The 26,692-nt window shown below is 73.5% G+C and carries 25 protein-coding genes and 1 tRNA gene; 14 read left to right on the forward strand and 12 right to left on the reverse strand.

Going from position 1 to position 26,692, the window contains the following annotated elements; genetic code table 11:
* The first annotated feature begins 3 nt into the window (after nucleotides 1-3).
* Nucleotides 4-930 carry a hypothetical protein gene (locus K4G22_RS08685; RefSeq protein ID WP_228079310.1) on the forward strand — a complete coding sequence of 309 codons (927 nt, stop codon included), beginning with the start codon at nucleotides 4-6 and terminating at the stop codon, nucleotides 928-930.
* 11 nt (nucleotides 931-941) lie between these two features.
* On the opposite strand, the gene K4G22_RS08690 is transcribed toward K4G22_RS08685, so the two are convergent.
* The 3 genes from K4G22_RS08690 to K4G22_RS08700 form a co-directional block, all read right to left on the reverse strand.
* Entirely contained in the window at nucleotides 942-1,430 is a 489-nt protein-coding gene (locus tag K4G22_RS08690; RefSeq protein WP_228079311.1) for a nuclear transport factor 2 family protein, read from the reverse strand.
* Between the two features lie 704 nt (nucleotides 1,431-2,134).
* Entirely contained in the window at nucleotides 2,135-2,836 is a 702-nt protein-coding gene (locus K4G22_RS08695) for an SIMPL domain-containing protein (protein ID WP_228079312.1), read from the reverse strand.
* Between the two features lie 684 nt (nucleotides 2,837-3,520).
* A complete protein-coding gene (locus K4G22_RS08700) occupies nucleotides 3,521-4,621 on the reverse strand; it encodes a LacI family DNA-binding transcriptional regulator (protein WP_228079313.1) in 1,101 nt (366 codons plus the stop codon).
* A gap of 87 nt (nucleotides 4,622-4,708) precedes the next feature.
* Here K4G22_RS08700 and K4G22_RS08705 point away from each other — a divergent pair, with 87 nt between their 5' ends.
* The 6 genes from K4G22_RS08705 (at nucleotide 4,709) to K4G22_RS08730 (ending at nucleotide 10,907) form a co-directional block, all read left to right on the forward strand.
* Nucleotides 4,709-5,884, forward strand: coding sequence for a Gfo/Idh/MocA family protein (locus K4G22_RS08705; RefSeq protein ID WP_228079314.1), 1,176 nt, complete (start codon nucleotides 4,709-4,711; stop codon nucleotides 5,882-5,884).
* 53 nt (nucleotides 5,885-5,937) lie between these two features.
* Nucleotides 5,938-7,092, forward strand: a complete 1,155-nt coding sequence (locus tag K4G22_RS08710) for a dihydrodipicolinate synthase family protein (RefSeq protein WP_228079315.1) — start codon at nucleotides 5,938-5,940, stop codon at nucleotides 7,090-7,092.
* A gap of 47 nt (nucleotides 7,093-7,139) precedes the next feature.
* The gene (locus tag K4G22_RS08715; RefSeq protein ID WP_228084003.1) at nucleotides 7,140-7,937 is read left to right on the forward strand and encodes a sugar phosphate isomerase/epimerase family protein; all 798 of its coding nucleotides are present in this window, start codon (nucleotides 7,140-7,142) and stop codon (nucleotides 7,935-7,937) included.
* Nucleotides 7,938-8,089: 152 nt separating this feature from the next.
* Nucleotides 8,090-10,159, forward strand: coding sequence for an ATP-binding SpoIIE family protein phosphatase (locus K4G22_RS08720; protein ID WP_228079316.1), 2,070 nt, complete (start codon nucleotides 8,090-8,092; stop codon nucleotides 10,157-10,159).
* Nucleotides 10,160-10,178: 19 nt separating this feature from the next.
* Nucleotides 10,179-10,673 carry an NUDIX domain-containing protein gene (locus K4G22_RS08725; protein ID WP_228079317.1) on the forward strand — a complete coding sequence of 165 codons (495 nt, stop codon included), beginning with the start codon at nucleotides 10,179-10,181 and terminating at the stop codon, nucleotides 10,671-10,673.
* A gap of 9 nt (nucleotides 10,674-10,682) precedes the next feature.
* On the forward strand, nucleotides 10,683-10,907 hold the full coding sequence (locus K4G22_RS08730) for a hypothetical protein (protein ID WP_228079318.1): 225 nt from the start codon (nucleotides 10,683-10,685) through the stop codon (nucleotides 10,905-10,907).
* Nucleotides 10,908-10,917: 10 nt separating this feature from the next.
* Here the strand turns inward: K4G22_RS08730 and K4G22_RS08735 are convergent, their stop codons facing one another.
* The 3 genes from K4G22_RS08735 to K4G22_RS08745 are packed head-to-tail and all read right to left on the reverse strand — an operon-like array spanning nucleotide 10,918 to nucleotide 15,789.
* Complete coding sequence (locus K4G22_RS08735) at nucleotides 10,918-14,703, reverse strand: ABC transporter ATP-binding protein (protein WP_425336632.1); 3,786 nt, start codon at nucleotides 14,701-14,703, stop codon at nucleotides 10,918-10,920.
* Nucleotides 14,704-14,758: 55 nt separating this feature from the next.
* On the reverse strand, nucleotides 14,759-15,172 hold the full coding sequence (locus K4G22_RS08740) for a DUF6069 family protein (protein ID WP_228079320.1): 414 nt from the start codon (nucleotides 15,170-15,172) through the stop codon (nucleotides 14,759-14,761).
* Nucleotides 15,169-15,789 (reverse strand): TetR/AcrR family transcriptional regulator, encoded by a 621-nt coding sequence (locus K4G22_RS08745; RefSeq protein ID WP_228079321.1) that lies wholly within the window; start codon nucleotides 15,787-15,789, stop codon nucleotides 15,169-15,171. Before K4G22_RS08745 ends, K4G22_RS08740 begins: the two co-directional genes overlap by 4 nt.
* A gap of 411 nt (nucleotides 15,790-16,200) precedes the next feature.
* Between K4G22_RS08745 and erm the strand changes: the two genes are divergently transcribed.
* From erm to K4G22_RS08770, 5 genes are all read left to right on the forward strand, one after another.
* Complete coding sequence (gene erm, locus K4G22_RS08750) at nucleotides 16,201-16,971, forward strand: ErmE/ErmH/ErmO/ErmR family 23S rRNA (adenine(2058)-N(6))-methyltransferase (protein WP_228079322.1); 771 nt, start codon at nucleotides 16,201-16,203, stop codon at nucleotides 16,969-16,971.
* A 92-nt stretch (nucleotides 16,972-17,063) separates the two neighbouring features.
* The gene (locus tag K4G22_RS08755) at nucleotides 17,064-17,579 is read left to right on the forward strand and encodes a hypothetical protein (RefSeq protein WP_228079323.1); all 516 of its coding nucleotides are present in this window, start codon (nucleotides 17,064-17,066) and stop codon (nucleotides 17,577-17,579) included.
* Nucleotide 17,580: 1 nt separating this feature from the next.
* Nucleotides 17,581-18,030 carry a phage holin family protein gene (locus K4G22_RS08760; protein WP_228079324.1) on the forward strand — a complete coding sequence of 150 codons (450 nt, stop codon included), beginning with the start codon at nucleotides 17,581-17,583 and terminating at the stop codon, nucleotides 18,028-18,030.
* Nucleotides 18,006-18,545: a DUF3618 domain-containing protein gene (locus K4G22_RS08765; protein ID WP_228079325.1), complete on the forward strand. Its 540-nt coding sequence runs from the start codon at nucleotides 18,006-18,008 to the stop codon at nucleotides 18,543-18,545. Before K4G22_RS08760 ends, K4G22_RS08765 begins: the two co-directional genes overlap by 25 nt.
* 169 nt (nucleotides 18,546-18,714) lie before the next feature.
* Nucleotides 18,715-19,512 carry a phosphatase gene (locus tag K4G22_RS08770; RefSeq protein ID WP_228084004.1) on the forward strand — a complete coding sequence of 266 codons (798 nt, stop codon included), beginning with the start codon at nucleotides 18,715-18,717 and terminating at the stop codon, nucleotides 19,510-19,512.
* Nucleotides 19,513-19,518: 6 nt separating this feature from the next.
* Here K4G22_RS08770 and K4G22_RS08775 read toward each other — a convergent pair whose 3' ends face one another.
* The 3 genes from K4G22_RS08775 to K4G22_RS08785 all read right to left on the reverse strand — a co-directional run bounded on the left by K4G22_RS08775 (nucleotide 19,519) and on the right by K4G22_RS08785 (nucleotide 21,049).
* Nucleotides 19,519-20,403: an acyl-CoA thioesterase gene (locus K4G22_RS08775; RefSeq protein WP_228079326.1), complete on the reverse strand. Its 885-nt coding sequence runs from the start codon at nucleotides 20,401-20,403 to the stop codon at nucleotides 19,519-19,521.
* Nucleotides 20,404-20,510: 107 nt separating this feature from the next.
* A tRNA-Met gene (locus tag K4G22_RS08780) sits at nucleotides 20,511-20,587 on the reverse strand.
* Between the two features lie 42 nt (nucleotides 20,588-20,629).
* Complete coding sequence (locus K4G22_RS08785) at nucleotides 20,630-21,049, reverse strand: Fur family transcriptional regulator (protein ID WP_228079327.1); 420 nt, start codon at nucleotides 21,047-21,049, stop codon at nucleotides 20,630-20,632.
* A gap of 195 nt (nucleotides 21,050-21,244) precedes the next feature.
* Here K4G22_RS08785 and K4G22_RS08790 point away from each other — a divergent pair, with 195 nt between their 5' ends.
* Nucleotides 21,245-22,708 carry a catalase gene (locus K4G22_RS08790; protein WP_322785080.1) on the forward strand — a complete coding sequence of 488 codons (1,464 nt, stop codon included), beginning with the start codon at nucleotides 21,245-21,247 and terminating at the stop codon, nucleotides 22,706-22,708.
* 109 nt (nucleotides 22,709-22,817) lie between these two features.
* Here the strand turns inward: K4G22_RS08790 and hisN are convergent, their stop codons facing one another.
* Complete coding sequence (hisN, locus tag K4G22_RS08795; protein ID WP_228079328.1) at nucleotides 22,818-23,612, reverse strand: histidinol-phosphatase; 795 nt, start codon at nucleotides 23,610-23,612, stop codon at nucleotides 22,818-22,820.
* 130 nt (nucleotides 23,613-23,742) lie between these two features.
* Between hisN and K4G22_RS08800 the strand changes: the two genes are divergently transcribed.
* Nucleotides 23,743-24,279: a TetR/AcrR family transcriptional regulator gene (locus K4G22_RS08800; RefSeq protein WP_228079329.1), complete on the forward strand. Its 537-nt coding sequence runs from the start codon at nucleotides 23,743-23,745 to the stop codon at nucleotides 24,277-24,279.
* Here K4G22_RS08800 and rsgA read toward each other — a convergent pair whose 3' ends face one another.
* Nucleotides 24,280-25,284 carry a ribosome small subunit-dependent GTPase A gene (gene rsgA / locus K4G22_RS08805; RefSeq protein ID WP_228079330.1) on the reverse strand — a complete coding sequence of 335 codons (1,005 nt, stop codon included), beginning with the start codon at nucleotides 25,282-25,284 and terminating at the stop codon, nucleotides 24,280-24,282. It lies immediately after the preceding gene.
* A gap of 17 nt (nucleotides 25,285-25,301) precedes the next feature.
* Complete coding sequence (aroA, locus tag K4G22_RS08810; protein WP_228079331.1) at nucleotides 25,302-26,672, reverse strand: 3-phosphoshikimate 1-carboxyvinyltransferase; 1,371 nt, start codon at nucleotides 26,670-26,672, stop codon at nucleotides 25,302-25,304.
* Between the last annotated feature and the right edge of the window lie 20 nt (nucleotides 26,673-26,692).

Raw genomic sequence — 26,692 nt, forward strand, 5'->3', positions numbered from 1 at the left:
GGTATGAGATCGGTCAGGATCGCGGTCTACCTGTTCGGCGGCGTCGCCGCGTTCGGCGCCGCCGTCTATCTGGTGATCTACCTCTACCGCTGGCAGTGGCAACGCACCCTGCTGTGCGGGGTGTTGCTGCTGGTGATCGAGGTGCTGCTGCTGGGCTTCGCCATGCTGGACCGGCTGGGCCGGCTGGAGCGCAGGGTCCGCGAGAACGACCGCAGACACGAGGAGATCCTCGCCCTGCTGCGCGCCGGCGAACGCCAGGGGGGCTCCCGGGGCGAGCCGGGCGGGCCGGACGCGCGCGCCCGGTTCTCCTGGCTGGAGGAGAGCGGCCGGACCTATGTGTTCGTGCCCGTGCTGATGGCGACGGGCGCCGCGCTGTCCGGGCTGGCCTGGCTGGTGGAACGCTTGGCCAGGACCACGGCCGGCCCCGTCGGACGCCGCCGGCTTGCCGGTCGTCTGGTGCCCCTCACGGCACCGGCCGGCGGCCTGCGCGACGGGCTGACGACGGATCTGCCGAAGGAGCCGCCGCTCGGCCCGCCCCGCTGGCGCACCCCGGCGGCGGTGGCGATCGCGCTGCTGCTGTGCGCGGGCCTGATCGCGGTGCTCTCCGAGCTGACGGAGACCAAGCCGCCCGCACGCGGCCAGGCCACGGCGACCTCGGTGCTGTTCACGGTGACCACGAGGAACGTGCCCGACGCCCGCGCCAACCTCGCCGCGCACCAGCTCTGGGAACGCTGCCGGGACGCCACCGCGATACCGCTGGCCCAGGCCGGCATGACCACCCTGGACGGCCAGCTCTACGCGGCGACCATCCACCCCTCGCTCAGCGACCACGACCGGCACCGCCTCGTCGGCTGCCTCCAGGACGCCGGCATCGACCGCGTCCAGCTCACGGTCCTGGGCACCGGCGGCATATCGCCCGCCGACGACTGACCCCGGCCGGCTCAGCCGGTGGGCGCCTTCGGCGTCGGGCCGCCGAAGGCGAGGTGCAGGACGCGGTGCGCCAACAGCCAGCGCCCCGACTCGCGGTCGAAGCTGAAGGTGTCTGTGTAGTGCCCCACCTGCACGGGCGGGCCGGCCGACACCAGCTCACCCCGGTGCCCGTCCACCCGGAAGGTGGTGAGGTAACTGGTGGCGCCCGCCGTCTCGGCCGAACGCACGGTGACCCGCACGTTGCTGGAGACGCGGCGGGAGAGCCGCGACTCGGGCCGGCCGCCGAAGTAACGCCGCAGCGCCGCCCGCCCCTCGACGCGCCGCTCCCCCGCCGGCCACTCCCACACCCCGTCGACGGTGAACAACTCGGCGGCGGAGGCGGGCTCCCCCAGGTCCAGGCAGTGGACCACGTCGAGGATCACCCGCTCACACGCCCGCTCGGCGACCAGCCGCCCCAACGGATCCAACCCATCATCCCGCGCTGGCGATCTCTCACTCATCACCCTGGTCTACCCGCCAACTCCCCACCCCCACAACACGTTTCCCTCCGGGGGCAACCACGCCAGGGCCCGGGGGCCCTGGCCGAGCGGGCCACGGCGCCTGGTCGGGACCCAAGGGGCCGCCCAGGCCGCCCCGGCGGAGCCGGCGGAGCCGGTCGGGCGACGGGAGGTCCGGTCCGGACGCCACACAGCCCCGGCCGAGCGGCCAACCGGGGAACCAGCAAGAGCCAAGCCCCGAACCGGGCAGGACCGAGCCCAGCACCCGCCCAAAGACCGCCCCGGCCGAGCCGGTCGGGCGACGGGAGGTCCAGCGGGGGCGAGGGCCTCACGGCCTGGCAGGGGAGCCGGACAAACGCCCCGGTGGGGCGCCCATGGCCCCGGCCGGGGCGGGCGGACGGGCTCCGGGCGGGCGGCCAGCAGGGACCAGAGACGGCACACCCCAGTGCCAGGACGTCACGCGCCCATGAGCGAGCGGCGAACCGGGGAACGAGCAAGGGCCAAGCCCCGAACCGGGCAGGGCCGAGCCAAGTACCCGGCCAAAGGCTGGCCCGGCCGAGCCGGTCGGACGCCCCAGCGGGGTGCCGTGCGGGGCCGGTCAGGGCGAGGTGACAGCTCCGGGGGCAGGGGGCCGGCGGCCGAGCGGGACTCAGGCCGGGCCCGGGCTGCCGCCGGCTGGGGCTGGCCGGCCTCGGCAGGTAGGCGGTTCAGAGGATGGGGGCGGTGATCGTAAAGCGGGCGTTGACCCGCGCGTAGACGGTTTGGCGACGGGGCTCCAGGTCCAGTGCGGGTGGTTGGCCCGACGCGGCTCCCGGCGCTGCGGCGCCGCGCGTTCCGCCGAAGCTCGCGGGGGCCATCTCCGGCAGGGCCTCGGCCCCCGGGTCGGCCAGGTCGATCAGGCCGACCAGCTCGGCACCCAGCGCCTCCGCGTACTCCCGGGCCCGTTCGACGGCCTGCCGTACCGCCTGCTGCCGGGTCCGCCGGTGCACGGGCGAGTCCGGCCGCAGCCCCCACCAGGGTCCTGAGACGCTGGTCAACTCCAGGTCCGCGAGGCGGGTGGTGAGTTCGCCCAGCGCGGTGAAGTCCGCGACGACGGCCTGGAGATGGACCTTGCCGTAGTAGGCGCGCACCCGCTCGGTGCGGCCGGACCTCAGCTCGGGGGTGATCGCGAACGCCCCGGTCTCGATCTTCTCGACCGCCTCGCCGTAGGACTTCAGCAGCTCCAGGGCGGCGTTGTTGCGGCGGGTCAGATCGTTCAACGCGGCCCGCCGGTCGCTGCCCCGCGCGCCCACGGTGATCCCGATCCGCGCCGTCTCGGGATCGACCTCAAGGCGCGCCTCGCCCCGCACCGCGACCTGCGGCGACGTGGACCTGGCCGCCGCCTTCGACGACGTGCTGGGCTCCGTCACGCGCTCCTCCTCAAGAAGAGAGACCGCAGCTCCCGGGGGAGCCGCGAGGGGCGTTCATGCTACAAGCGCCAACTACGGCCCCGTGGCCGCTCCGACGAGCCCCGCCCGGGCCCGCACGGCCGGAAGCGTTGCCCGGCCGACGGAACCCCGCGTCTCGACCGACATGGGGAGCCGCGCACCGCGCATCGGTGCCCCGGGGGCACCTGACCGCGCCTCACCACCCCGAGGCGCCGGCCGCTCACCTGACACGAGCCCCGGGCCAAGAAGCGACACACACGCCCCCGCACCGGACAAGCACAACGACACCCAACACCCGCCGCCCAGGCCCGAGACCGCCCACGCCAACCAGCCCACCCCCCACCGAGAAATCCCGCCCCCAACGTCCAAGCCCCCCAGAACCACACCGATCAGACGCACCACCCCACACCCCACACCGGGCCCGTGCCCCCTCCCACGCCGGTCAGGCGCACAGCGCACCGCGCCGGTCAGTGCTCCCAACAACCCCGCCGCCGTTCAACCACCCCGCACCACGCCGGCCAAGCACGCCACCCCACACCCCGCACCGGCCAAGCGCCCCCAACAACCCCGGCCGCCGTTCAACCACCCCACCCTGCGCCGGCCAGGTGCCCTACAACACCCCGCGCCGTGCAAACCCACCCCACCCCGAGACTCACCCCGCGCCGTTCAAACTCCCCCCACCGGCCCGTGGTTCAGCCCGCGCCGGTCGGGCGCACCGCGCCGGCCGGGCGCGGCGGTCGAGCCGCGGAGCATCAGTTCGCCCGGGCAGGTGATCGGGGCGCCGGGGGGCGCCTCCTCGCGCCCCAGCGCCAGACGTCCGGCCCGCGCGCCGGCCTCGTGCAACGGGAGCCGGACGGTGGTCAGCCCCGGCGTCGCGTCGACCGCGAAGGGGAGGTCGTCGAAGCCGGCCACCGACACATCGTCGGGAATCCGTACGCCCTTGTCCCGCAGCGCCGCGCAGGCGCCCAGCGCGACCGTGTCGTTGGCGGCGACGATGGCCGTCAACTCCGGCTCCCTGCGGAGCAGTTCGAGCGCGCCCTCATAGCCGGCGGCCCGGTCGTAGCTGCCCCGGACGGTGAGCCGCTCGGCGTCCTGGTCGAGGCCGGCGGCGGCCAGCGCCGCCCGGTGGCCCTCCAGGCGGTGCCGGGTGGTGGTGCGGGCGGCGGGGCCCGCGAGGTAGCCGAGGCGCCGATGGCCCAACGTCAGCAGATGTTCCGTCAGCAGCCGGGCCCCGGCGCGGTTGTCGAAGGTGATGGCCGGGAAGTCGGTGCCCTCCAGCGGGGGGCGTCCGCAGAGCACCACCTGCGCGCCCGCCGCCTCCAGGCGGTTGAGCCGGGTGGTCAGCGCGGCGCGGTGGTCGCCGCCCTCCAGGGCGCCGCCGGTGAGGACGACGGCCGCGGCGCGCTGTCGTTGCAGCAGGGTGAGGAAGTGCAGTTCGCGCTCGGGCGAGCCGCCGGTGTTGCAGACGACGGCCAGCTTGGGGCCGCCCCGGTCCGCGGCCGGTTCGCCGATCTCGGACTGGACGGCGCCGGCCATGATGCCGAAGAACGGGTCGGCGATGTCGTTGACCAGAACGCCGACCAGGTCGGACGTGGCGGCGGCCAGCGCGCTGGCCGGCCCGTTGACCACGTATTCCAGCTCTTCGACGGCCCGCAGCACCCGGTTCCTGGTGGCGCCGGCCACCGGGTAGTTCCCGTTCAGCACCCGCGAGACGGTCGCCGCGGACACCCCCGCGCGGACCGCAACGTCCGCCAGCGTCACTGCCATCGTCTGCTCCCACTTGCCTAGCCCGCTGCGAAGAGGTTAGCTTCTCCCCAGATAGAAAGCGCTTACCGTCCTGGGAGGGCAAGGACTATGACGACGCAGTCGGTCGCCGAACGCAGAACGGTCAAGATCGCCATGAACGGCGTGACGGGTCGCATGGGGTACCGCCAGCACCTGGTGCGATCGATCCTCGCCATCCGGGAACAGGGCGGGGTGCCCCTGGGCGACGGCACGGTGATCTGGCCCGAGCCGCTGCTGGTGGGCCGCCGGGAGGGCGCGCTGCGCGAGATGGCGGCCCGCCACGGCCTGGACCAGGACGTGGTCAGCACCGATCTGGACGCGGTGCTCTCCGACCCCGAGGTGGACGTCTACTTCGACGCCCAGGTGACCCTCGCCCGCGAGGAGGCCATCGGCAAGGCGATCGCGGCCGGCAAGCACATCTACACCGAGAAGCCGACCGCCACCGGGCTCGACGGGGCGCTCGCGCTGGCCCGGCAGGCCAGGGACGCCGGCATCAAGCACGGCGTGGTGCAGGACAAGCTGTTCCTGCCGGGCCTGCTCAAGCTCAAGCGCCTGATCGACGGCGGCTTCTTCGGCGAGATCCTGTCGGTGCGCGGCGAGTTCGGCTACTGGGTCTTCGAGGGCGACTGGCAGGAGGCGCAGCGCCCCTCCTGGAACTACCGCGCCCAGGACGGCGGTGGCATCGTGGTGGACATGTTCCCGCACTGGGAGTACGTGCTGCACGAGCTGTTCGGCCGGGTGGAGAGCGTGCAGGCGCTGGCCACCACCCATATCCCGCGCCGCTGGGACGAGGCGGGCGCGGCCTACGAGGCGACCGCGGACGACTCGGCGTACGGCGTCTTCCAGCTGGCCGGCGGGGCCGTGGCGCAGATCAACTCCTCCTGGGCGGTGCGGGTCAACCGCGACGAGCTGGTCGAGTTCCAGGTGGACGGCACGGAGGGCTCGGCCGTGGCCGGGCTGCGCGGCTGCCGGGCGCAGCACAGGTCGGCGACGCCCAAGCCGGTCTGGAACCCGGACCTGCCCGCCACCGAGCGGTTCCGCGAGCAGTGGCAGGAGGTGCCGGACAACGGCGAGTTCGACAACGGGTTCAAGGCCCAGTGGGAGCTGTTCCTGCGCCATGTGGTGGCGGACGAGCCCTACGGCTGGGATCTGTTGGCCGGCGCCCGCGGGGTGCAGCTGGCCGAGCTCGGGCTGCGGTCGTCGGCCGAGGGCCGTCGGCTGCCGGTGCCCGAGCTGTCCCTGTGACCGTGCCCCCGTCCGCCCCGAGAGCGACCAGAGCGACCAAGGAGACCGCCCCCGTGATCCGACTGCCCGACGCCACCGGCGCGTTGCGCGAGTATCGGCCGCGCGCCGAGCCCGCCGTGTTCGCGCCGGCGGACGCGCCCCTCGCCTCGCGCGTCGTCTACTCGGCCGCCCATGTGGTGGCCGACCCGTTCGCCGATGTCACGCCCGAAGAGCCGGCCGCCGTCGACTGGGAGCGCACCCTCGCCTTCCGTCGGCATCTGTGGCGGCAGGGGCTTGGCGTCGCCGAGGCGATGGACACCGCCCAGCGCGGCATGGGTCTCGACTGGGCCGGGGCGGCGGAGCTGATCCGCCGCTCCGGGGCGGAGGCGAAGGCCGAGGGCGGGCTGATCGCCTGCGGCGTGGGCACCGACCAGCTCACCGGGCCCGCCACGACGGCCGAGGTGCGGGCCGCCTACGAGGAGCAGTTGGCGGTGGTCGAGGAGACGGGCGCGCGGCCGATCCTGATGGCCTCGCGCGCGTTGGCCCAGGCCGCCTCTGGCCCCGAGGACTATCCGGCGGTCTACGGCGAGCTGCTGCGGCAGGCCGCCCAGCCGGTGATCCTGCACTGGCTCGGCCCGATGTTCGACCCGGCGCTCACCGGCTACTGGGGCAGCACGGACCTGGACGCGGCCACCGAGACCTTCCTGGAGATCATCGCCGCGCATCCGGAGAAGGTCGACGGGGTGAAGGTCTCGCTCCTTGACGCGGGGCGCGAGGTCGCGCTGCGCCGGCGCCTGCCGGCTGGCGTGCGCTGCTACACGGGCGACGACTTCCACTATCCCGAGCTGATCGCGGGCGACGAACAGGGTTACAGCGACGCCCTGTTGGGGATCTTCGACCCGCTCGGTCCGCTGGCGGCGCACGCGGTGCGCAGGCTGGACGCCGGCGATCCGGCCGGCTTCCGCGCGGTGCTCGACCCGACGGTCGCGCTCTCCCGGCATCTGTTCCGGGCGCCGACCCGCTACTACAAGACGGGTGTGGTCTTCCTGGCGTGGCTGGCCGGCCACCAGGAGCACTTCACCATGGTCGGCGGCCTCCAGTCGGCCCGTTCGCTGCCGCATCTGGCCCGCGCCTACGAGCTGGCCGACGGCCTGGGCCTCTTCCCCGATCCGGAGCTGGCGCGCGGCCGGATGTCCCAACTGCTCGCCCTGCACGGAGTGCCCCAGTGACCGACACCACGGCGGCCGACGATCTGGCCGGCTTCTCGATCAACCAGATGACCGTCAAGCAGCTGTCCCTGCCCGAGTTGGTCAAGGGCCTGACCGGGTTGGGCGTGCCAGGCGTGGGGCTGTGGCGGGAGCCGGTGGCCTCCTACGGGCTGACGGCCGCCGCCAGGCTGGTGCGGGACGCCGGGCTCACGGTGACCTCGCTCTGTCGGGGCGGCTTCCTCACCGCCGAGCGCCCGGCCGAGCGGGCCGCCGCGCTGGACGACAACCGGGCCGCGATCGACGAGGCGGCCACGCTGGGCACGGACACCCTGGTGCTGGTCTCGGGCGGGCTGCCCGCCGGCAGCCGGGATCTGCACGGCGCCAGGGAACGGATCGCCGACGCGCTGGCCGAGCTCGGCCCCTACGCGGCCCAGCGCGGGGTGCGGCTGGCGATCGAGCCGCTGCACCCGATGTACGCGGCCGACCGCTGTGTGGTCTCCACGCTGGACCAGGCCCTCGACCTGGCGGAGCGCTTCCCCGCCGAGCAGGTGGGGATCGTCGTGGACACCTACCACCTGTGGTGGGACGACCGGCTGGCCGCCGGCATCGCCAGGGCCGGGGCCTCGGGGCGGATCCACTGCTACCAGCTGGCGGACTGGACCACCCCGCTGCCGGCCGGCGTCCTCAACGGGCGCGGCCAGCTGGGCGACGGGGCGGTGGACTTCCCCTGGTTCGACCAGGCGGTCCGCGCCGCCGGCTACACAGGGCCGGTGGAGGTCGAGCTGTTCAACGACGGCCTCTGGGCCCGCGAGGGGCTCGCCGTGCTCGCCGAGACGGTCGCGCGCTACCGCGCCATCCCCCGCTGAACCCCGGACGCCCCGCCCGGGGGACGGGAGGACATCCCCTCCCGTCCCCCGGGCGGACGTGAGCCGTCGCCGCCCCGACGAAGCGCGGTTACGGTGGACCGCAGGGCACGGAACGTCACGGGCCCCTTGTGACCGGGCCGGGAGGTACGCGGGTGGCTTCCCTCCGACGCGGTGGGCAGAGCGGCCTCTTCGTCCTGCTGCTGCTGTCCGTCCTGCTGATCGGCGCCTACCAGAACTGGGCCGGCCAGCCGGAGGCCACGATCCGCTACGCCAGCCTCTCGCTGCTGCCGCCGCTGGTCGCCAGCGCGCTGCTGCCGCTGCTGCCGACCGCCGTGCTCGGCCTCGCCTCGATCGTCTCCGTGGTGCTCAACTTCGGCTTCCTGCTCCCGGTGGAGCGGACCGGCGCCCGGATCGTGGTGATCGTCACCATCGTCCTGGCGGTCGTCATCAGCCTGCTGAGCTGCTGGGTGCGGGCCAACCGGGAGGCCAAGCTGCGCCGGGTGATGATCGCCCGCGACCGGCTGACGCTGCTCAGCGTGGCCACCACCCATATCGGCAACACGTTGGACGTCGACACCACCGCGCGTGAGCTGGCCGAGGCCGCCGTGCCGAGGTTCGCCGACCTGGCCACCGTCGACCTGGCCGATCCGGTGCTGCGCGGCAAGGATCCGAGCGCCGGCTGGCTGGACGGCAAGGCTCCCTTCGCGCTGCGCCGGGTCGCCCAGCGGTCCGTGCTGGACGGCGCGCCGGAGGCCGTGCTGGAGACGGGCGACACCACGCACTCCCTGGCCGACTCGGTGCCGGCCCAGGTGCTGGCCTCCGGCAAGGCGCGGTGCTCGCCCCTGCTGGACGGGCTTGAGGAGTTGGCAGGCTGGCTGGGCGTCTCCCCCGAGCGGGCCGACGCGGTCTGGCGCGAGTACGGCTTCCACTCGGGCATCGCCATCCCGCTGCGCGCCAGGGGCGCCACGCTGGGGGTCGCCGTCTTCCTGCGGCACCGGCGTCAGGAGTCCTTCGACGCGGACGACCTGCTGCTGGCCGAGGAGATCGTGGCGCGCGCCGCCGTCTGTGTGGACAACGCGCGCCGCTTCACCCATGAGCACCGCACCTCGCTGGCGTTGCAGCGCAGCCTGCTGCCCCGCCGGCTGCCCCGGCTGGCCGCCGTCGACGTGGCCAGCCGCTATCTGCCCGCCGACTCGGCGATGGGCGTCGGCGGCGACTGGTTCGACGTGATCCCGCTCTCCGGCGCCCGGGTCGCGCTGGTGGTGGGCGACGTGGTCGGGCACGGCGTGCACGCGTCGGCCACCATGGGCCGGCTACGCTCCACGGTGCGCACGCTGGCCGATATCGACCTCCCCCCGGACGAGCTGCTCACCCATCTGGACGATGTGGTGATCCGACTGCGGTTCGAGACCGAGCCCGCGGACAGCGAACGGAACGGGAGCGAGGACACCACGGGCGAGTTCGGCGCCACCTGCCTGTACGTGGTCTACGACCCGGTGTCCCGACACTGCTCCTTCGCCAGGGCCGGCCATCCGGCGCCGGTGCTGGTGCGCCCCGACGGCGGCGCCGAGTTCCTCGAACTGTCCGCGGGGCCACCGCTCGGCCTGGGCGGACTGCCCTTCGAGGCCACCGAGTTGGACCTGCCGGAGAACAGCCTGCTGGCGCTCTACACCAACGGCCTGATCGAGTCGAGGGGCCGGGACCCGAGCCGGGCCTACGACGATCTGCGGCAGGTGCTGTCCCGGCCGACGCCCTCCCTCGACCAGCTCTGCGACGAGGTGGTCAAGACCGTCCTGGTCCAGCAACCCACGGACGACGTCGCGCTGTTGCTCGCCAGGACCCACGCGCTGGACGCCTCGCACGTGGCCACCTGGGAGATCCCGGACGATCCCACGGCGGTGGCCAGCGCCCGCGATCTGGTCACCAGCCAACTGGACGGCTGGGGCATGGCGGAGTCGGCGTTCACAACCGAACTGGTGGTCAGCGAGCTGGTGACCAACGCGATCCGGCACGCGGACGGCCCCATCCAGCTGCGGCTGATCCGGGAGCGCGGCCTGATCTGCGAGGTCTCCGACAGCACCAGCACCTCCCCCCACCTGCGCCGGGCCCGTGCCTTCGACGAGAGCGGACGCGGCCTGTTCATCGTCGCCCGGCTCACCGAACGCTGGGGCACCCGGCACCGCGCCGGCGGCAAGACCATCTGGGCCGAACTGGCGCCCTAGGTCTGACTACGCTGTTGAGATGACTGCAGACGAACACGGGGGCCCCGACGACGTCCTGGCCAGTGGTCCGCTGGGGATGCGGCTGCTCTCGTTCGACCGCGCCCCCGAGAACAGCGTGTTCGCGACCGCGCCGGTCGGCTACGCGCTGGTGGCGCTCTGGCACGGGGAACGGCTGCTGCTGGTGCTGGAGCGGGGGCGGAACTGCTGGGAGTTGCCCGGTGGCGGGATCGAGCCAGGCGAGACGTCGAGGGAGGCGGCCGTGCGCGAGCTGTGGGAGGAGGCCGGCCAACGGCTGGCGCCCGAGCGGCTGCGCTTCGCCGGCCACGCGCGCACCCTGCTCCCGAACAAGAAGGAGCTGCGCGGCGCGCTGTACAGCGCGGAGATCGACGAGCCGGCGCCCTGGCGGGAGAACGAGGAGATCGCGGCCCTGCACTGGTGGGACCTGAACGGCCAGCCGCCCGGCGGCCAACTCCAGACCGTCGACGCCTACCTGGCCCGCCTGGCCCGGCCGTAGGCTGCTCCCATGGGGAACAGACCAGGCGGATTCGCCTACACGACGCGTCCGGACGGCACGGTGACCATCACCCATCAGGGCCGGGCGGCCGGGGTGCTGCGCGGCGGGCGCGCCGCCCGCTTTCTCAACGAGGTCGAGGCGGGCGACGCCCAGCTGGTGATGGCCCGCTGGACGGGCAACTACAAGCACGGCAACGAGCGCGTCGCCCGCTCGCACCCCCGCAACGCGCGCTGATCAGCCACGATCAGCCGACGATCGGGGCGGCCGGCTCGCCGACGTAGGCCCGCCACAGCGCGGCGTAACGTCCGTCGGCGGCGAGGAGTCCGGCGTGGTCGCCGTCCTCCACCACCCGCCCCTGGTCCAGCACAACCACCCGGTCGGCGCGGGCGGCCGTGGTCAGCCGGTGGGCGACCACCAGCGTGGTGCGGCTGCCGGCCAGCCGGTCCGTGGCGTCGTTGACCAGCGCCTCGGTGGCCAGGTCGAGCGCGGCGGTGGCCTCGTCCAGGAGCAGGATGTCGGGGTCCACCAGCTCGGCCCTGGCCAGAGCGATCAACTGGCGCTGTCCGGCGGACAGATTGCGTCCCTTCTCGGCCACCCGATGGCGGTAGCCGCCGGCCAGCGCCACGATCATCCGATGGGCGCCGACCGCCCTGGCCGCCGCCTCCACCCGGGCGTCGTCGACGTCGGGGTCGCCGTAGGCGATGGCGTCCCGCACGGTGCCGGCGAAGAGATACGGCTCCTGGGGCACCACGCCCAGCCGGTGCCGGTACTCCGTCAGGTCCAGCTCCCGCAGATCGACGCCGCCGAGCCGCACCGCGCCGCCCGTCGGGTCGTAGTACCGCGCCACCAGCTTCACCAGGGTGGACTTGCCCGCTCCCGTCTCCCCGACGAAGGCCACCGTCTGGCCGGCGGGGATCCGCAGGTCGATCCCGTCGAGCGCGTCCTCGTCCGCCCCACGGTAGGCGAACCGCACCTGGTCGAACGCCAGCTCCTCGGCCGCGCTCTCCACCGGCCGTGGCCGCCGGGCCGCCGGCGTCGTGGTGCGCTCGGCCAGCAACTCGCGCACCCGGCCCAGCGAGACCACCGCCTGCTGGTAGCCGTCGAAGACCTGCGAGAGCTGCTGCACCGGGGCGAAGAACAGCTCGATGTACAGGAGGTAGGCGACCAGCGCGCCCGCCGTCAGCGTGCCGTCGCTCACCCGTCCCGCGCCCACCACCAGCACGCCGGCGGTCGCCACCGTGGCCAGCAGCTGGACGAACGGGAAGTAGACCGAGATCAGCCACTGGCCCCGCACCCGCGCCTGCCGGTAGCCGTCCGAACGGGCCACGAACCGCTCATAGCCGTCCCGCTCCCGCCGGAACGCCTGCACCATCCGCAGGCCGGCCACCGACTCCTGGAGGTCGGCGTTGACGCCGCCGACCCGCTCCCTGGCCAACTCGTAGGCGCGGGTGCTCAGTCGGCGGAAGAAGAAGGTGCCGACGACCAGCGGCACCAGCGTCGCCAGCACCACCAGCGCCAGCTGGACGTCCAGCGCGAACAGCACCACCAGGATGCCGAGGAAGGTCAGCACCGAGACCAGTGCCTGCACCAGCCCGGTCTGTAGGAAGGTGGTGAGCGCGTCCACATCCGTGGTCATCCGGGTCATCACCCGGCCGGCCAGCTCCCGCTCGTAGAAGTCCAGGCCGAGACGTTGGAGATGGGCGAAGATCTTCACCCGCAGCGTGTAGAGCGCCCGCTCCCCCGTGCGGCCCATGGCGCGCGTCGCGCCGTACTGCGCGGCCCACTGCGCCAACACCACCACCAGGGCGAGCCCGGCCGCGGCCCACACCGCGCCCAGCGCGGTCTGCCGCACGCCCTCGTCGATGCCGTGCCGGATCAGCACCGGCAGCAGCAGCGAGGCCAGCGCGTCGGCCACCACCAGCAGCAGCGCCCCGGCCAGCGGAACGCCGAGCCCGGACAGCAGCCGGCGCAGCCCGTAGGTGTGCTCACCGCGTTCGGCCCGCCGCTCGTCGACGGCCGGCAGATCGTCGGCCGGCGGCAGCGCCGCCAGCTGCGCCAGCAGCTCGGGGGTGGGCGGCGGGTTCCCGTCGTCGACAGCGTCGCCGGTGTCCGGGCGCTGCCATGCCTCGGCCGTCACCTGGCCGGGCGTCCAGGCGGCCTCGCGCTCGGCCGCCGCCATCCCGGCCGGGTCGCGGTCCACGCCGCCCAGCTCGCCCGGGTCGGCCAGCAGCCGCCGGTACAGCTCGCAGCGGCCGAGCAGCTGCTGGTGGGTGCCGGTGTCGACGAGCCGTCCGCCGTCCAACACGGCTACCCGGTCGGCCAGTTGCAGGGTCGACTCGCGGTGCGCGATCAGCAGCGTGGTGCGCCCGCGCATCACCGAGCGCAGCGCGTCATGGATCTCGTGCTCCACCCGCGCGTCCACGGCCGAGGTGGCGTCGTCCAGGATCAGCAGCCGGGGGTCCGTGAGGATCGCGCGGGCCAGCGCGATCCGCTGGCGCTGACCGCCGGAGAGCGTCAGCCCCTGCTCGCCGATCACGGTGTCGTAGCCGTCCGGCAGCTCCTCGATGAAGCCCTCGGCCTGCGCCGCCCTGGCCGCGGCCCTGATCTGCTCCTCGGTCGCCTCGGGGTGCCCATAGGCGAGGTTGCCCCTGATGGTGTCCGAGAAGAGGAAGCTGTCCTCGGGCACCAGACCGATCGCGCCGCGCAACGAGTCGGCCGTCAACGTCCGCACGTCCAGGCCGCCGACCCGCACGCTGCCGCTGTCCGGATCGTAGAAGCGCGGCAACAGCAGCGAGACGGTGGACTTGCCGCTGCCGGACGGGCCGACCACGGCCAGCGTCTCGCCCTCGTGCACCCGCAGCGACAGCCCGCTGAGCACCGGCCGGTCCGTGCCGTAGCCGAAGGTGACCCGGTCGATCTCGACGGTGGCCGGCACATCCGCCGGCAGCGGCGTGGCGTCGGGGGCCTCCCGGATCACGGGCTCGGTGTCGATCAGTTCGAGCACCCGCTCCACGCCGGCCCTGGCCTGCTGCCCCACGGTGATGATCACGGTCAGCATCCGGACCGGGCCGACCAGCTGCGCCAGATAGGTGGAGAACGCCACAAAGGTGCCCAGGGTGATCTCGCCCCTGGTGGCCATCCAGCCGCCGAGGGCCAACATCGCGACCTGCCCCAGCGAGGGCACCGCCTGGAGGGCCGGGGTGTAGCGGGCGGCCAGCCGCACGCTCCGCATCCGGGCGGCGAAGAGCCGCTCGCTCACCCCCCGCAGCCGCCCCATCTCCTGGTGCTCCTGGCCGAAGCCCTTGACCACCCGGACGCCGCCGACCGCGCCGTCCACCACCCCGGCCACCTCGGCGGCCTGGGCCTGCGCGTGCCAGGTCGCGGGGAAGAGCCGGGTCCTGGAACGCCGGGCGATCGCCCACAGCGCGGGCGCGACGGCCAGCGCCACCAGGGTCAGCAGCGGCGAGAGGGTGAGCATCACCACCAGGGAGACGGCGAAGAGCATCACGTTGCCGACGGTCATCGGCATCATGAAGAGCAGCCCCTGGATCAGCTGGAGGTCGCTGGTGGCCCGCCCGACCACCTGCCCGGTGCTCAGCCGGTCCTGCCGGCGGCCGTCAAGACGGGTGATGCTGGCGAACATCTCGGTCCGCAGGTCGTGTTGCACATCGATGCCGAGCCGGCCACCGAAGTAGCGGCGGACGAACGTCAGCGCGTAGACCACGACGGCGGCGCCCAGCAGCAGGCCGACCCACAGGCCGAGGCCGCCCTCCTCGCCGAGCACCACGTCGTCGATGACCACCTTGATGATCAACGGCATCAGGGCCATCACGCCCATGCCCACCAGGGAGGCGGTCAGCGAGAGCAGAAGATTGCGCCGATGCCGCCAGCAGTAGCCGACCAGCCGCCGTATCCAACCGGCCTCACGTTCCGCCACCGCTGTGCCTCCCGGGCCCGAGCTTCCGCCGTTGTTCCGATGAGTGATCTTCGAATCCGCCGTAGGCCCAACACCGCTGGCCGGCCATTTCATCCCATCGCAACAATATGAACGTCACACTCGGCGTGCCATGGCGCGCGGCCGGCGCTCAGCTCCGCGCCCCCGCGCGGACGCGCCGGCCGGCCAGCCCCGGCACCAGGACGGCCGCGACCGCCAGATGCGTCCAGGCCAGCGCCATCCGCGTGGAGCCGCTCATCCCCGAGCCGGTCAGCGGCAGGAACGACAGCGCGAGCACGACGCCGGCCACGGCGAGCCAGATCCCACGCGCCCGCCGCGTGCACCGCTCCAACACGGCGAGCAGGCCCCACCCGGCGAGACCGGCGGCCAGGGACCCCGCGACCACCGCGACCGGGCCGATCTCCAGGACGCGTTCGTCCGCCCCCTGCCCCTCGCTGATCCGCGGCTCCCGCCCCAGGAGCGGATCGGCCACCAGCCAGACGAGCGGCGCGGCGGCCGTCGCCGCGAGCACGGCCCCGCCCCGCCGCGGACGCCGGTCCGTCATGACGACTCCCCGGGGCCGCCGAGCGCGCCATGCAGGAAGACCTCCACCACGGTGTGGACGGCCAGCCCCGGCTCCTCCTCGCGCAGCTGGGTGAAGAGCAGCCCGAGGAACACCCCGGCGATCTGCTCGGGGGGCAGCCGCAGGGACTCCCGGTCGGGTTCCAGGAGTTCGCCCACCGCGCTCCTGATGCTGGCCAGGGACTCCGCCCGGCCCATCCCGCGCACCTGCTGGTCGGGGGAGCCGGCCCGGCGGCGGTGACCCGAGGCGTGCAGCGCCGTCGCCACGCTCCCCATGCGTTCCAGATGGGCCCGCAGGGCCTCGGCGGCCTCGACCAGCCGGTCGGGCAGCGGCTGGTCGAGAGGGATGGAGGCCAACTCGCGGACGGCGTGGTCGGGACGGAGGGCCTCGGCCATGCAGGCGTCCAGCAGCTCCTCCTTGTCCGTGAAGACGCGGAAGATCGTGGCCTCGCCGATGCCGGCGGCCCGCGCGATCCTGCTGGTGGTCACGGCCGCGCCGTACTCGCCGAGCAGCGGCAACGCCGCCTTGACGATCATCTCGCGGCGCTCTTCCGGGCTCATGCCCGGCGCACGGCGCCGGTTCCGTCCGGTGCTGGTCATGCCCGGAGATTACGGAGTGAGTGCTCACTCCGTCAAGTGTGAGTGAGTACTCACTCCGGACCGCGCGCGAACCCACCGGAACCGGATTGACCGCCCAGGAAGCGAACCCTAGGATCGCCGCCATGGGAGCCTTCACGTTGATCAACGGACGTCGCGCCGGCGCGCGGACGTTCGTTGCGAGCACCCCGTCTCGACGTCCCCGCCCCCGGCGCCAGGCCCTGGTCCGCTAAGCCGCCGGGCACCGACACCCGAGCGCCGTACGTCGCGCTCCGTTCGTGTCCCGCCTCTCCCACCAGGGCCGTCCGTGTCCCCCGTCGACCGGACAGGCCGCCTGGCTCCACGCCCCCCTTCGGGAACCTCCCGCTCAGGGAAGCTCCCCTCCGGCCTGTCCTCGCAGTTTCGAGGACTCACGTGGCCCGCCACCGCAAGACCCTTTCGCAGAACTTCCTGCACAACACCGCCGTGCTGCGCGGCATCGTCCGCGCCGCCGAGCTGACCCCCGCCGACCTGGTGCTCGAACCCGGCGCGGGCGAGGGCACCGTCACCCGCGCCCTGGCCCGCGAGGTGCGCGAGGTGATCGCCTATGAGATCGACCCCGGGCTCGCCGCCGCACTGCCCCGCCGACTGGCGCGCGAGGGCAACGTCCGGGTGGTGCCGGGCGACTTCCTGCGCGCTAGGCCACCCCGGCGCCCGTTCGCCGTGGTCGGCAACATCCCCTACTCCCGCACCACCGACATCGTCCGCTGGTGCCTCGCCGCACCGGCGCTGACCTCGGCGACCCTGGTCACCCAGCGTGAGTACGCCCGCAAGCGCACCGGGGACTTCGGCAGCTGGCCGCTGCTGACGGTGAGCAGCTGGCCGGAGTTCGACTGGCGGCTGGGGCCGCGCGTCGCGCGCCACCACTTCACCCCGGTGCCGCGCACCGACTCCGCGCTGCTCCGGCTGGTCCGCCGCCCGGCGCCGCTGCTGCCGCACCGCGAGCTGGCGGCGTACCGGGCGCTGGTCGCCGAGGGGTTCACCGGGATCGGCGGCTCGCTGGGCGCCACCCTGCGCCGCACCCGCCGCGCCGACCGCGTCCGCGCCGCCCTGGCCGCCGCCGGGATCGACCCCGACGCGACGGTGGGCCGGATCACCCCGCCCCAGTGGCTGCGGGTGCACCGCGCCCTCCGCCGGGAGGGCTGAGTCCTCGGGGCGGGTTTCCATCGTCGGCGCGGGGTTACCCGAGCGCTTCGGAAGCGAGCCCGAATCCGGAATCCAGAACGAGGAAGCGAACCATGAGCGATTCACTGAGCAGCGACCTGTGGACCGGCGAGCGGGACGCCCCCGCGGCCAAGGCCAGGGCCGCCGCCCGCCAGGTGCGCGAACGCGCCGGCGACCAGGCCGAGGGCCAGACCCACCGGGCGGCGGACCAGGTCCGTCGGATAGCCGACGAGCTGGCCGAGCTCGCCCGGCAGGCGCCCGAGGACTCACCGACCCGCGGCCTGGTCTCCCAGGCGGCGAACGGGGGCCACCGGGCCGCGAGCTATCTCGACGAGCACGGCGTCGACGGGCTGCTGGAGAACACCCAGCGGTTCGCCAGGCAGCGCCCCACCGCCTTCGTCGGCGCCACGGCGCTGGCCGGCTTCGCCGTGGGCCGCCTGGCCAAGGCCGGCCTGGCGGCCGGCGGCGCCACCAGCCGCGACGGCGAGAACGAGGGCGCGGACGAACCGGCCCCGGTCGACAGGATCACCGAACGCGGCCCGTTCGACACCGCTGACCACCCCGAGCGGACCGGCTACCCGGAGGCGTGACATGGCCCAGCACACCGACGAACGCACCGCGCCGACCACCGGGGCAGGCGCCGCCGAACGCACCGACGACCACTCGGGCGGCTCGGTCGGCGACCTGTTCGCCGAGGTGACGGCGGACATCCAGCGGCTCTTCCGCCAGGAGGCCGAGCTGGCCAGGACCGAGGTGCGGGAGGAGTTCGGCAAGGCGGGCAAGGCCGCCGGCATGATGGCCGCCGCCGGCGTCGCCGGAGCCCTGGTCGTGCTCTTCCTCTCCCTGTCCCTGATGTTCGCGCTCGGCAACGTGCTCGACCTGGGCTGGGCCGCGCTGATCGTCACCGGCGCCTGGGCGCTGATCGGCGGGGCCCTGTTCCTGCTGGGCCGAGGCCGGCTGCGCGCCTTCTCGCCCAAACCCACCAAGACCCTGGACAGCCTGAAGGAGGACGCCTCATGGGCACGTCATCCAAGGACATAAAGAGCGATATCGAGAACACCCGATCGCAACTGGCCAGCGACCTCGACCAGTTGGCCCACCGGGTCAGCCCGATGGACGCGGTCCGCCGTGGCGGCGGACAGCTGCGCGGCGGGATGAGCGAGCGACGCGAGCGGGCCAGGGAGCGCGGCCAGGACACCGGCCAGGCGCTGCGCGACGGCACGGGTCAGGCCACCGCGGCCCTGGGCCGCACCAGGGACCGGGCCTCGACCGGCACCCGGAACAACCCGCTGGCCGGCGGCGCCATCGGCTTCGCCATGGGCGTGCTGGCCGCCGCCGTGCTCCCCGGCAGCGCGCCGGAACGGCGGGCCGCCGACCGCGTCGCCGAGCGCGCCGCCCCCCGCGTCGACCCGCTCACGGACGCGGCGGCCCGTTCCGCCCGCGACTTCGGGGAGGACGCCAAGGGCACCGTGCGCCAGGCGGCCGAGGAGCTGCGGGAGTCGGCGAGCCAGGCGGCGCGCGAGACCAGAGCGCGCGCCGGTGGCTCCCCCTCCTGACGCCCGCGCCGCCGTCCCACCCCCGTGCCCCTCGGCCCCACCGGTCGGGGGGCACGCGTGCCACGCACGCCCCCCGACCAGCGGCCAGGGGCCGTCCGGCGGAGATCACAGCTCGGCGACGCCCGCACCGGAATGGACCCGTCCGGGCGATACTGGGCGTATGCCGACCATCGCCGCCCCCTCGCGTGGAGAACTGATCGAACACCTGATACGCACCCGGATCGCCGGCGAGGTCGCCACCCCCAGGGAGAACAACCTGGCGCACTACCGGGAGTTGGCCAACGGCAACCGCTACTACTGGCTCGGCCTGGAGTTGGGCGACCGCTGGTCCGACGAGCAGGACGTGCTGGCCGTGATGGCCGAGCGCTGCGGCGTCGACGGGGATCCGGAGCACCGCCAGGGCCAGGACACCATCGACCCCGAACTGACCGTGGAGGGCCTGGACCGCGCGGCCACCCTGCTGCGCAAGGCCGCGCAGGACCGACAGCGGGTGCTGGTGGCCACCGGCCACCCCGGCGGCCTGCTGGACGTGCACGCGCAGACGGCGGCGGCGCTGCGCGCGGCCGGCTGCGAGCTGGTCGGGGTCCCGCTGGGGCTGACCGCCGACGAGGGGGTCGTCGCCCAGATGGCGGGGGTCGCGATGTACGAGCGTGGCGCCACGCTCTGGCACACGCACTCGCCGCAGCCGATGGCGGAGATCCTCGGCGCCCTGCCCCAGGAGGGCGAGCCGCTCCCCGACCTGGTGGTGGCCGACCACGGCTGGGCCGGCTGCGCGGCCCAGTTCGGCATCGAGACCATCGGCTACGCGGACTGCAACGATCCGGCGCTCTTCCTCGGCGAGCAGGAGGGCACGCTCAGCGTCTGCGTGCCGCTGGACGACCATGTGATCAATCCGCGGTTCTACGAGCCGATGACCGACTATCTGCTGGAGGCGGCCGGCCTCGCCGGCGCCGGCTCGCGGCTCTGACCCGTCTCAGCCGCGCGGCACCCGCATCAGCCCCTCCTGGATCACCGAGACGGCCAACCGGCCGTCGCTGGTGAAGATGCGGCCTCGCGCGAGCCCCCGGCCGCCCTGGGCGGTCGGCGAGTCGGTGTCGTAGAGCAGCCATTCGTCGGCCCGGAACGGGCGGTGGAACCACATGGCGTGGTCGAGGCTCGCCCCCACGATGTCCCCCACCATCCAGCCGCCCCGGCCGTGCGCGAGCAGCACCGAGTCCAGCAGCGTCATGTCCGAGACGTAGGTGGCCAGGCAGAGATGGGAGACGGGGGTGTCGTACTCCCCGTCCAGCTTCCCGTTGACCCGGAACCACACCTGCGAGCGCGGCTCGCGCGGCGTTCCCGGGGTCGCGAACGGCGGCTCGTTCACATACCGCAGGTCGACGGCCCTCCTGGCGTCCAGCAGCAGCTCCACCACGGAGGGGTCGACGAACCGGTCGGCGAAGCGCGGGAGCATCTCGTCCGCCGTCGGCAGCGTCTCCGGGTCCGGCACCGCCGGCATCTCCTCCTGGTGCTCAAGGCCCTCCTCCAACTCCTGGAAGGAGGCCGAGAGATGGAAGATCGGCTGGCCGTGCTGCACCGCGACGACCCGGCGGGTGGTGAAGGAACGCCCGTCCCTGATCCGGTCCACGGTGTAGACGATGGGCGCCCCCGGATCCCCGGGACGCAGGAAGTAGGAGTGCAGGGAGTGGGCCAGCCGCCCCTCCGGCACGGTCCGACAGCCGGCGACCAGGGCCTGCGCGGCCACCTGCCCGCCGAAGACCCGGGGGATCACCGACTGATGACTGTCGCCCCTGAAGATGTCGCGCTCGATGCGCTCCAGGTCGAGCAGACCGAGAAGATACTGGAGAGTAGCGTCCATGGGTCGATTGTCCATGGTCGCCGAGAACGCGGTCGTCCGGAGTGCGCCCCCCAGGCCCGGGGCAACACGAAGGCCCGGCCCCTCACAGAGGGCCGGGCCTTCGGTACTGGTAGCGGGGACAGGATTTGAACCTGCGACCTCTGGGTTATGAGCCCAGCGAGCTACCGAGCTGCTCCACCCCGCGTCGTGTTCTCCACTCTAGACCCCCCGCGCCTGGCCAGGCAAATCAGCCGCCGGCGACGCACGCGGGACAGCGCCCGTAGTAGGTGACGGCCACCTCGGAGACGGTGAAGCCGAACCGCTCCGCCGCCGGCAGCGCCGCCAACGGATCCTCGGTCAGCCGCACATCGCGCATCGCGCCGCAGCCGGAGCAGACCAGGTGCTGGTGCGGATGGTGGGCGTTGGGGTCGTAGCGCCGCGCGCGGCCGTCCGTGGCCACCTCGACGACCTCGCCGATCGCCACCAGCTCGCCCAGCGTGTTGTAGACGGAGGCCCGGGAGATCTCGGGCAGCCGCTCGACCGCCCTGGCGTGCACCTCGTCGGCGGTGAAGTGCACATGCTCACCGTCCAGCACCTCGGCGATGACCCGCCGCTGGGCGGTCAGCCGCCAGCCGCGGTCGCGCAGTCGCTGAAGCAGGTCGCTCATGGCTCCACCCTAGCCCGGCCGGGCACGGCTCTGGGACCCGTCCGACTCCGGCAGCCGTCTCGATCAAGGGTCCGTCTTGACTTGGACATAGTCCAATATAGGATCGAGTCATCAGAAGGCCAAGTGCCCCGGCGGCACCCGGACCGTTTTCCACCGTCTCCACCGTTTCCACCAGCTGAAGGGCGTGACCGGTAAATGACCGACCAGATCGCTGCGGGCCCCCTCACCACCGAGTCGGGCGCCCCTGTCGCGGACAACCAGAACAGCCAGGTAGCGGGCGTCGGGGGCCCCGTTCTGATCCAGGACCAGCACCTCATCGAGAAGCTCGCGCACTTCAACCGCGAGCGGATCCCCGAGCGCGTGGTGCACGCCAGGGGCGCCGGCGCCTACGGCACGTTCACCGTGACGGCCGACGTCACCCCGTACACCAAGGCCGCGTTCCTCTCCGGGATCGGCAAGGAGACCGAGGTCTTCCTCCGCTTCTCCACCGTCGCCGGCAACCTCGGCGCGGCGGACGCGGTGCGTGACCCCAGGGGCTTCTCGCTGAAGTTCTACACCGAGGAGGGCAACTACGACCTGGTGGGGAACAACACCCCGGTCTTCTTCGTCAGGGACGCCATCAAGTTCCCCGACTTCATCCACACCCAGAAGCGCGACCCGTACACCGGCTCGCAGGAGGCGGACAACGTCTGGGACTTCTGGGGCCTGTCCCCCGAGTCCACCCACCAGGTCACCTGGCTCTTCGGCGACCGGGGCATCCCGGCCTCCTACCGCCACATGAACGGCTACGGCTCGCACACCTTCCAGTGGACGAACGAGGCCGGCGAGGCGTTCTGGGTCAAGTACCACTTCAAGACCGACCAGGGCATCAGGAACCTGACCGCGGCGGAGGCCGCGGCGCTGGCCGGCCAGGACCCGGACAGCCACCAGCGCGACCTTCGGGTCTCGATCGAGAACGGCGACTTCCCCAGCTGGACCGTCCAGGTGCAGATCATGCCCGTCGCCGAGGCCGCCGGCTACCGGTTCAACCCGTTCGACCTGACCAAGGTCTGGCCGCACGAGGACTACCCGCCGGTCGAGATCGGCAAGCTGGAGCTGAACCGCAACCCGCGGAACGTCTTCGCCGAGGTCGAGCAGTCGATCTTCTCCCCGCACCACTTCGTGCCCGGCATCGGCCCCTCCCCGGACAAGATGCTCCAGGGCCGGCTGTTCGCCTACGGTGACGCGCACCGCTACCGGGTCGGCGTCAACGCCGACCACCTGCCGGTCAACCGTCCGCACGCCACCGTCGCCAACAGCCACGGCCGGGACGGCCTCGGCTACGACGGCCGGCACGGCGGCGCGAAGAACTACGAGCCCAACAGCTTCGGCGGCCCGGCCCAGACCGACCAGCCGCTGTGGCAGTCCACCGCGGTCTCCGGGCCCACCGGCGACCACGCGGCGCCCACGCACGCCGAGGACAACGACTTCGTCCAGGCCGGGAACCTCTACCGGCTGCTGTCCGAGGACGAGAAGGAGCGGCTGATCGGCAACCTGGCCGCCGACATCGCGCAGGTCTCCCGCGACGACATCGCCGAGCGGGCGATCGACAACTTCCGCGCCGCGGACGACGACTTCGGCAAGCGGCTCCAGGCCGCGGTCCAGGCCCTCCGCGCCTGATCCTCCTCGCGGGAGACACCGCTTGCCGATGCCCCGGAGCGGCCGGCTGCCTCAAGGCGCCGGCCGCTCCGGTCCGTTCGGCCGAAGGCGTTCGGTCGACAAGGGCGCCTCAGGGCCGCAGATACCCGAGCAGCTCCTCGTGGAGCAGCCCGTTGGAGGCCGCGGCGTCCACCCCGTGCGGGCCGGAGACGCCGTCGAGCCCCGTGAAGACGCCGCCGGCCTCCCGCACCACGATCGAGGGGGCCGCCATGTCCCAGAGCGACAGCTCCGGCTCGGCGCAGACGTCCACCGCGCCCTCGGCCACCATCATGTAGGACCAGAAGTCCCCGTAGGCGCGGGTGCGCCAGCACGACTGCGTCAGATCGAGGAAGCCACCGAGCATCCCCCGGTCCGCCCAGCCGCCGAGCGACGAGTAGGAGAACGAGGCGTCCGCCAGGCTCCGCACCCCGGAGACCCGCAGCCGGCTCGCCGAGGTCAGGCTGCGGCCCGTCCAGGCCCCGCCGCCGAGCACCGCCCACCAACGCCGTTGGAGGGCCGGCGCCGAGACCACCCCGACCACCGCCTCGTCGCCCCCCTCACCCCGCTCCAGCAACGCGATCAACGTGGCCCAGACCGGGACGCCGCGGACATAGTTCTTGGTGCCGTCGATCGGATCGATCACCCAACGGCGCGGCCCGTGGCCCTCGCTGCCGTACTCCTCGCCCGACACCGCGTCACGCGGTCTGGCCCGCCGCAGCGACGAGCGGATCAACTCCTCGGCGGCCCGGTCCGCATCGCTCACCGGCGTCATATCCGGCTTGGTCTCGACCTTCAGGTCGAGTGCCTTGAACCGGCCCATGGTCGTGGCGTCGGCGGCGTCGGCCAGCACATGCGCGAGGCGCAGATCATCGTGGTAGTCGGGCATGTCCCCAGTATCCGGGACCAGGCCCCCGCCCCGACGGGCGGGAGGTCCCCCACCCTTGACACCGGGCGCGAGCACGTCAATTCTGTCCCCGGACCAGGGCTGTGCCGCACCTGGAAGCGAGGAGGCGACGATGCCCACCACGCGAGAGTCCCTGTTGGAGGCCGCCACCAGCGCCATCGAGCGACGCCCGTGGCCGGTGGTCAGGATGGTCGAGGTGGCCGCCAGGGCCGGAGTCTCCCGGCAGACGCTCTACAACGAGTTCGGCGACAAGGCCGGGCTCGGCCAGGCCCTCACCGACCACCGGGTGACGGTCTTCCTGGACGGCTTCCGGGCGTTCTGCGCGGAGCGCGGAGCCGACGCGGGGAGCGAGGCGCTGGCCGAGGCCACCGACTGGATCGTGCGCAGCGCCCGGGCGGACCGCCTGGTGCGCGCCTCGCTCACCGGCTGCCGCTGCGCCGAACTCCCGCCGCCCGTCCGACCGCCGGGCCGGCTCGTCGCCGAGCTGCGGGAGAGCGCCCTGCGCGCCCTGGCACCGCGCGCCCGGCCGGCGGCCTTCCCCGACGCCTGCGAGACGGCGGTCAGGCTCGCCCTCTCGCATCTGATCGCGCCCCCGGAACCGGCGCCGCCGAAGGACCCGGCGGGCGCCCCGCCGGGGAGAAGCGGCTGATCAGTCCCCCTCGTGCCGCTCCCTGGTGGCCAGCAGGCGACGCAGCGAGTACAGCCGCTGCGGGTCCGCGTGGCCCTCGGCGACCCAGGCGTCCAACGCGCAGTCCGGCTCGTCATGACTACAGGCGCGCGGGCAGTTGACGGCGCCGGGCGCCAGATCGGGAAAGGCGTGGATCACCCGCGAGGGGTCCACATGGTGCAGCCCGAAGGAACGCACCCCCGGGGTGTCGATGACCCAGCCCGAGGCGTCGGGCAGCGGCAGCGCCAGCGCCGAGACGGTGGTGTGCCGGCCGCGCCCGGTGACGGCGTTGACATGTCCCGTGGCCCGCTGCCGCTCGGGCACCAGCGCGTTCACCAGCGTGGTCTTGCCCACCCCGCTGTGCCCGACGAAGGCGGTGATCCGGCCGGCCAGCAGCTGGAGCACCGCCCCGACCGACGCCTCGTCGAAGCGTTCGGCGCTGGTCACCACATGGCTCACGCCCAGCGGGGCGTAGGTGTCCAACAGCGGTTTCGGCGAGGCGAGATCGGCCTTGGTGAGGATCAGCAGCGGTTCGAGGCCCGCGTCGAAGGCCGCCACCAGGCAGCGGTCGATCAGCCGGGGCCTGGGCTCGGGGTCGGCCAGCGCCGTGACGATGGCCAGCTGGTCGGCGTTGGCGACCACCACCCGCTCGAAGGGGTCGTCGTCGTCCGCCGTGCGCCGCAGCGTGGAGCTGCGCTCCTCGACGCGCACCACCCGGGCCAGGGTGTCCCGGGTGCCGGAGAGATCGCCCACCACCGCGACCCGGTCCCCGACCACCACGCTCTTCCGGCCCAGCTCCCGCGCCTTCATGGCCACCACGCGGCGCTCGTGGACCAGGCAGGTGATCCGACCGCGGTCCACGGTCAGCACGAAGCCCTCGGCCGCGTCCTCGTGCGCCGGCCGGCGGTGGGTGCGCGGCCTGGTGTTCCGGCGGCTGGGGCGAAAGGGGACGTCGTCCTCGTCCGTGTGCTTGCCGTAGCGACGCATCGCCGCCCGCCCCGCGCCTAGTCCCTCGCCCCTGCCGCCCCTGGCCCCTCGGGGGCCAGCATGCCGTGCCACAGCTCGGGGAAGTCCGGCATGGTCTTGCCCGTGGTGGCGATGTTCTCCACCTCGATGTCCTTCACCACCAGGCCGAGCAGCGCGCCCGCCGTGGCCAGCCGGTGGTCCTCGTAGGTGCGGAAGACGCCGCCGTGCAGCGGGCGCGGGCGGATGCGCAGCCCGTCCTCCGTCTCGGTGACATCGCCGCCCAGCGCGTTGATCTCCTCGGTGAGCGCGGCCAGCCGGTCCGTCTCGTGCAGCCGCAGATGGCCGACGCCACGCAGGGTGGACTCCCCCTCGGCCAGCGCCGCGACGGCGGCGATGCCGGGGGTCAGCTCCCCCACCTCGCTCAGATCCGCGTCGATGCCCAGCACCCGACCGCTGCCCGTGAAGGTCAGCCCCCGCTCGTCCAGCTCGCAGACGCCGCCCATCTCCGTGAAGAGGCGACGCAGCGCGTCCCCCGGCTGCGTGGTGCGGGCCGGCCAGTCGGGGATGGTGACCCGGCCGCCCGTGATCAGCGCGGCGGCCAGGAACGGCTGGGCGTTGGAGAGATCGGGCTCGATCACCAGATCGCGGCCGAGCAGCGCGCCCGCCGTGACCCGCCACACGTTGGGCTCGCCCCCCGAATCCGGGGTGTCCACCTGGGCGCCGGCCCGGCGCAGCATGTCGACGGTCATCCGGATATGCGGCAGCGAGGGCAGCCGCTCGCCCACATGCCGGACCTCGACGCCCTGGTTGAAGCGCGGCGCCGACAACAGCAGCGCGCTGATGAACTGCGAGGACGACGAGGCGTCGAGGGACACCCGGCCGCCGTCCAGCGATCCCGCGCCCAGCACCGTCATCGGCAGCGAGCCGCGCCCCTCGTCGTCGATCCGCGCGCCCAGCACCCGCAGCGCGTCGATCACCCCGTGCAACGGGCGCTCGTACGACCGGGCGTCGCCGTCGAAGCGGACGGGCCCCTCGGCGAGCGCGGCCAGCGGAGGCAGAAAGCGCATCACCGTGCCCGCGTTGCCCACGTCCACCCGGGCCGGGGCCTGCGGACTGGCCGGGAACACCCGCCACGCCTCGCCCCGCCCCTCGGGCAGCCCGGAGACGGCGGAGCTGGAGGAGACCGTCTCCTCGATGGCGATGCCGAGGGAGCGGAGCGCCTCGGCCATCAGCAGGGTGTCCCGGGAGCGCAGCGGGCGGCGCAGCCAGCCGGGGTCGGCGGCCAGCGCCGCCAGGATCAGGGCGCGGTTGGTGACCGACTTGGAGCCGGGCACCGTCACGGTCGCGTCCACCGCGCCTGAGGCGAAAGGCGCGGGCCAGTGGGCCAGGGTCTCACTGCGATCGGTCATGGCCCTCACTCTAGTGCGTG

The sequence above is a fragment of the Streptomyces profundus genome (assembly GCF_020740535.1).
Lineage (GTDB): Bacteria > Actinomycetota > Actinomycetes > Streptomycetales > Streptomycetaceae > Streptomyces > Streptomyces profundus.

What these genes read in the sequence shown, in the direction of transcription:
- K4G22_RS08800 (WP_228079329.1), top strand. Translation starts at nt 23,743, where the DNA reads ATGCCCACCACGCGAGAGTCCCTGTTGGAGGCCGCCACCAGCGCCATC.
- K4G22_RS08715 (WP_228084003.1), top strand. Translation starts at nt 7,140, where the DNA reads ATGACCGTCAAGCAGCTGTCCCTGCCCGAGTTGGTCAAGGGCCTGACC.
- K4G22_RS08760 (WP_228079324.1), top strand. Translation starts at nt 17,581, where the DNA reads ATGGCCCAGCACACCGACGAACGCACCGCGCCGACCACCGGGGCAGGC.
- K4G22_RS08790 (WP_322785080.1), top strand. Translation starts at nt 21,245, where the DNA reads ATGACCGACCAGATCGCTGCGGGCCCCCTCACCACCGAGTCGGGCGCC.
- K4G22_RS08690 (WP_228079311.1), bottom strand. Translation starts at nt 1,430, where the DNA reads ATGAGTGAGAGATCGCCAGCGCGGGATGATGGGTTGGATCCGTTGGGG.
- K4G22_RS08705 (WP_228079314.1), top strand. Translation starts at nt 4,709, where the DNA reads ATGACGACGCAGTCGGTCGCCGAACGCAGAACGGTCAAGATCGCCATG.
- K4G22_RS08700 (WP_228079313.1), bottom strand. Translation starts at nt 4,621, where the DNA reads ATGGCAGTGACGCTGGCGGACGTTGCGGTCCGCGCGGGGGTGTCCGCG.
- K4G22_RS08740 (WP_228079320.1), bottom strand. Translation starts at nt 15,172, where the DNA reads ATGACGGACCGGCGTCCGCGGCGGGGCGGGGCCGTGCTCGCGGCGACG.
- aroA (WP_228079331.1), bottom strand. Translation starts at nt 26,672, where the DNA reads ATGACCGATCGCAGTGAGACCCTGGCCCACTGGCCCGCGCCTTTCGCC.
- K4G22_RS08735 (WP_425336632.1), bottom strand. Translation starts at nt 14,703, where the DNA reads ATGAAATGGCCGGCCAGCGGTGTTGGGCCTACGGCGGATTCGAAGATC.
- K4G22_RS08785 (WP_228079327.1), bottom strand. Translation starts at nt 21,049, where the DNA reads ATGAGCGACCTGCTTCAGCGACTGCGCGACCGCGGCTGGCGGCTGACC.
- K4G22_RS08775 (WP_228079326.1), bottom strand. Translation starts at nt 20,403, where the DNA reads ATGGACGCTACTCTCCAGTATCTTCTCGGTCTGCTCGACCTGGAGCGC.
- K4G22_RS08765 (WP_228079325.1), top strand. Translation starts at nt 18,006, where the DNA reads ATGGGCACGTCATCCAAGGACATAAAGAGCGATATCGAGAACACCCGA.
- K4G22_RS08745 (WP_228079321.1), bottom strand. Translation starts at nt 15,789, where the DNA reads ATGACCAGCACCGGACGGAACCGGCGCCGTGCGCCGGGCATGAGCCCG.
- hisN (WP_228079328.1), bottom strand. Translation starts at nt 23,612, where the DNA reads ATGCCCGACTACCACGATGATCTGCGCCTCGCGCATGTGCTGGCCGAC.
- rsgA (WP_228079330.1), bottom strand. Translation starts at nt 25,284, where the DNA reads ATGCGTCGCTACGGCAAGCACACGGACGAGGACGACGTCCCCTTTCGC.
- K4G22_RS08685 (WP_228079310.1), top strand. Translation starts at nt 4, where the DNA reads ATGAGATCGGTCAGGATCGCGGTCTACCTGTTCGGCGGCGTCGCCGCG.
- K4G22_RS08755 (WP_228079323.1), top strand. Translation starts at nt 17,064, where the DNA reads ATGAGCGATTCACTGAGCAGCGACCTGTGGACCGGCGAGCGGGACGCC.
- K4G22_RS08725 (WP_228079317.1), top strand. Translation starts at nt 10,179, where the DNA reads ATGACTGCAGACGAACACGGGGGCCCCGACGACGTCCTGGCCAGTGGT.
- K4G22_RS08730 (WP_228079318.1), top strand. Translation starts at nt 10,683, where the DNA reads ATGGGGAACAGACCAGGCGGATTCGCCTACACGACGCGTCCGGACGGC.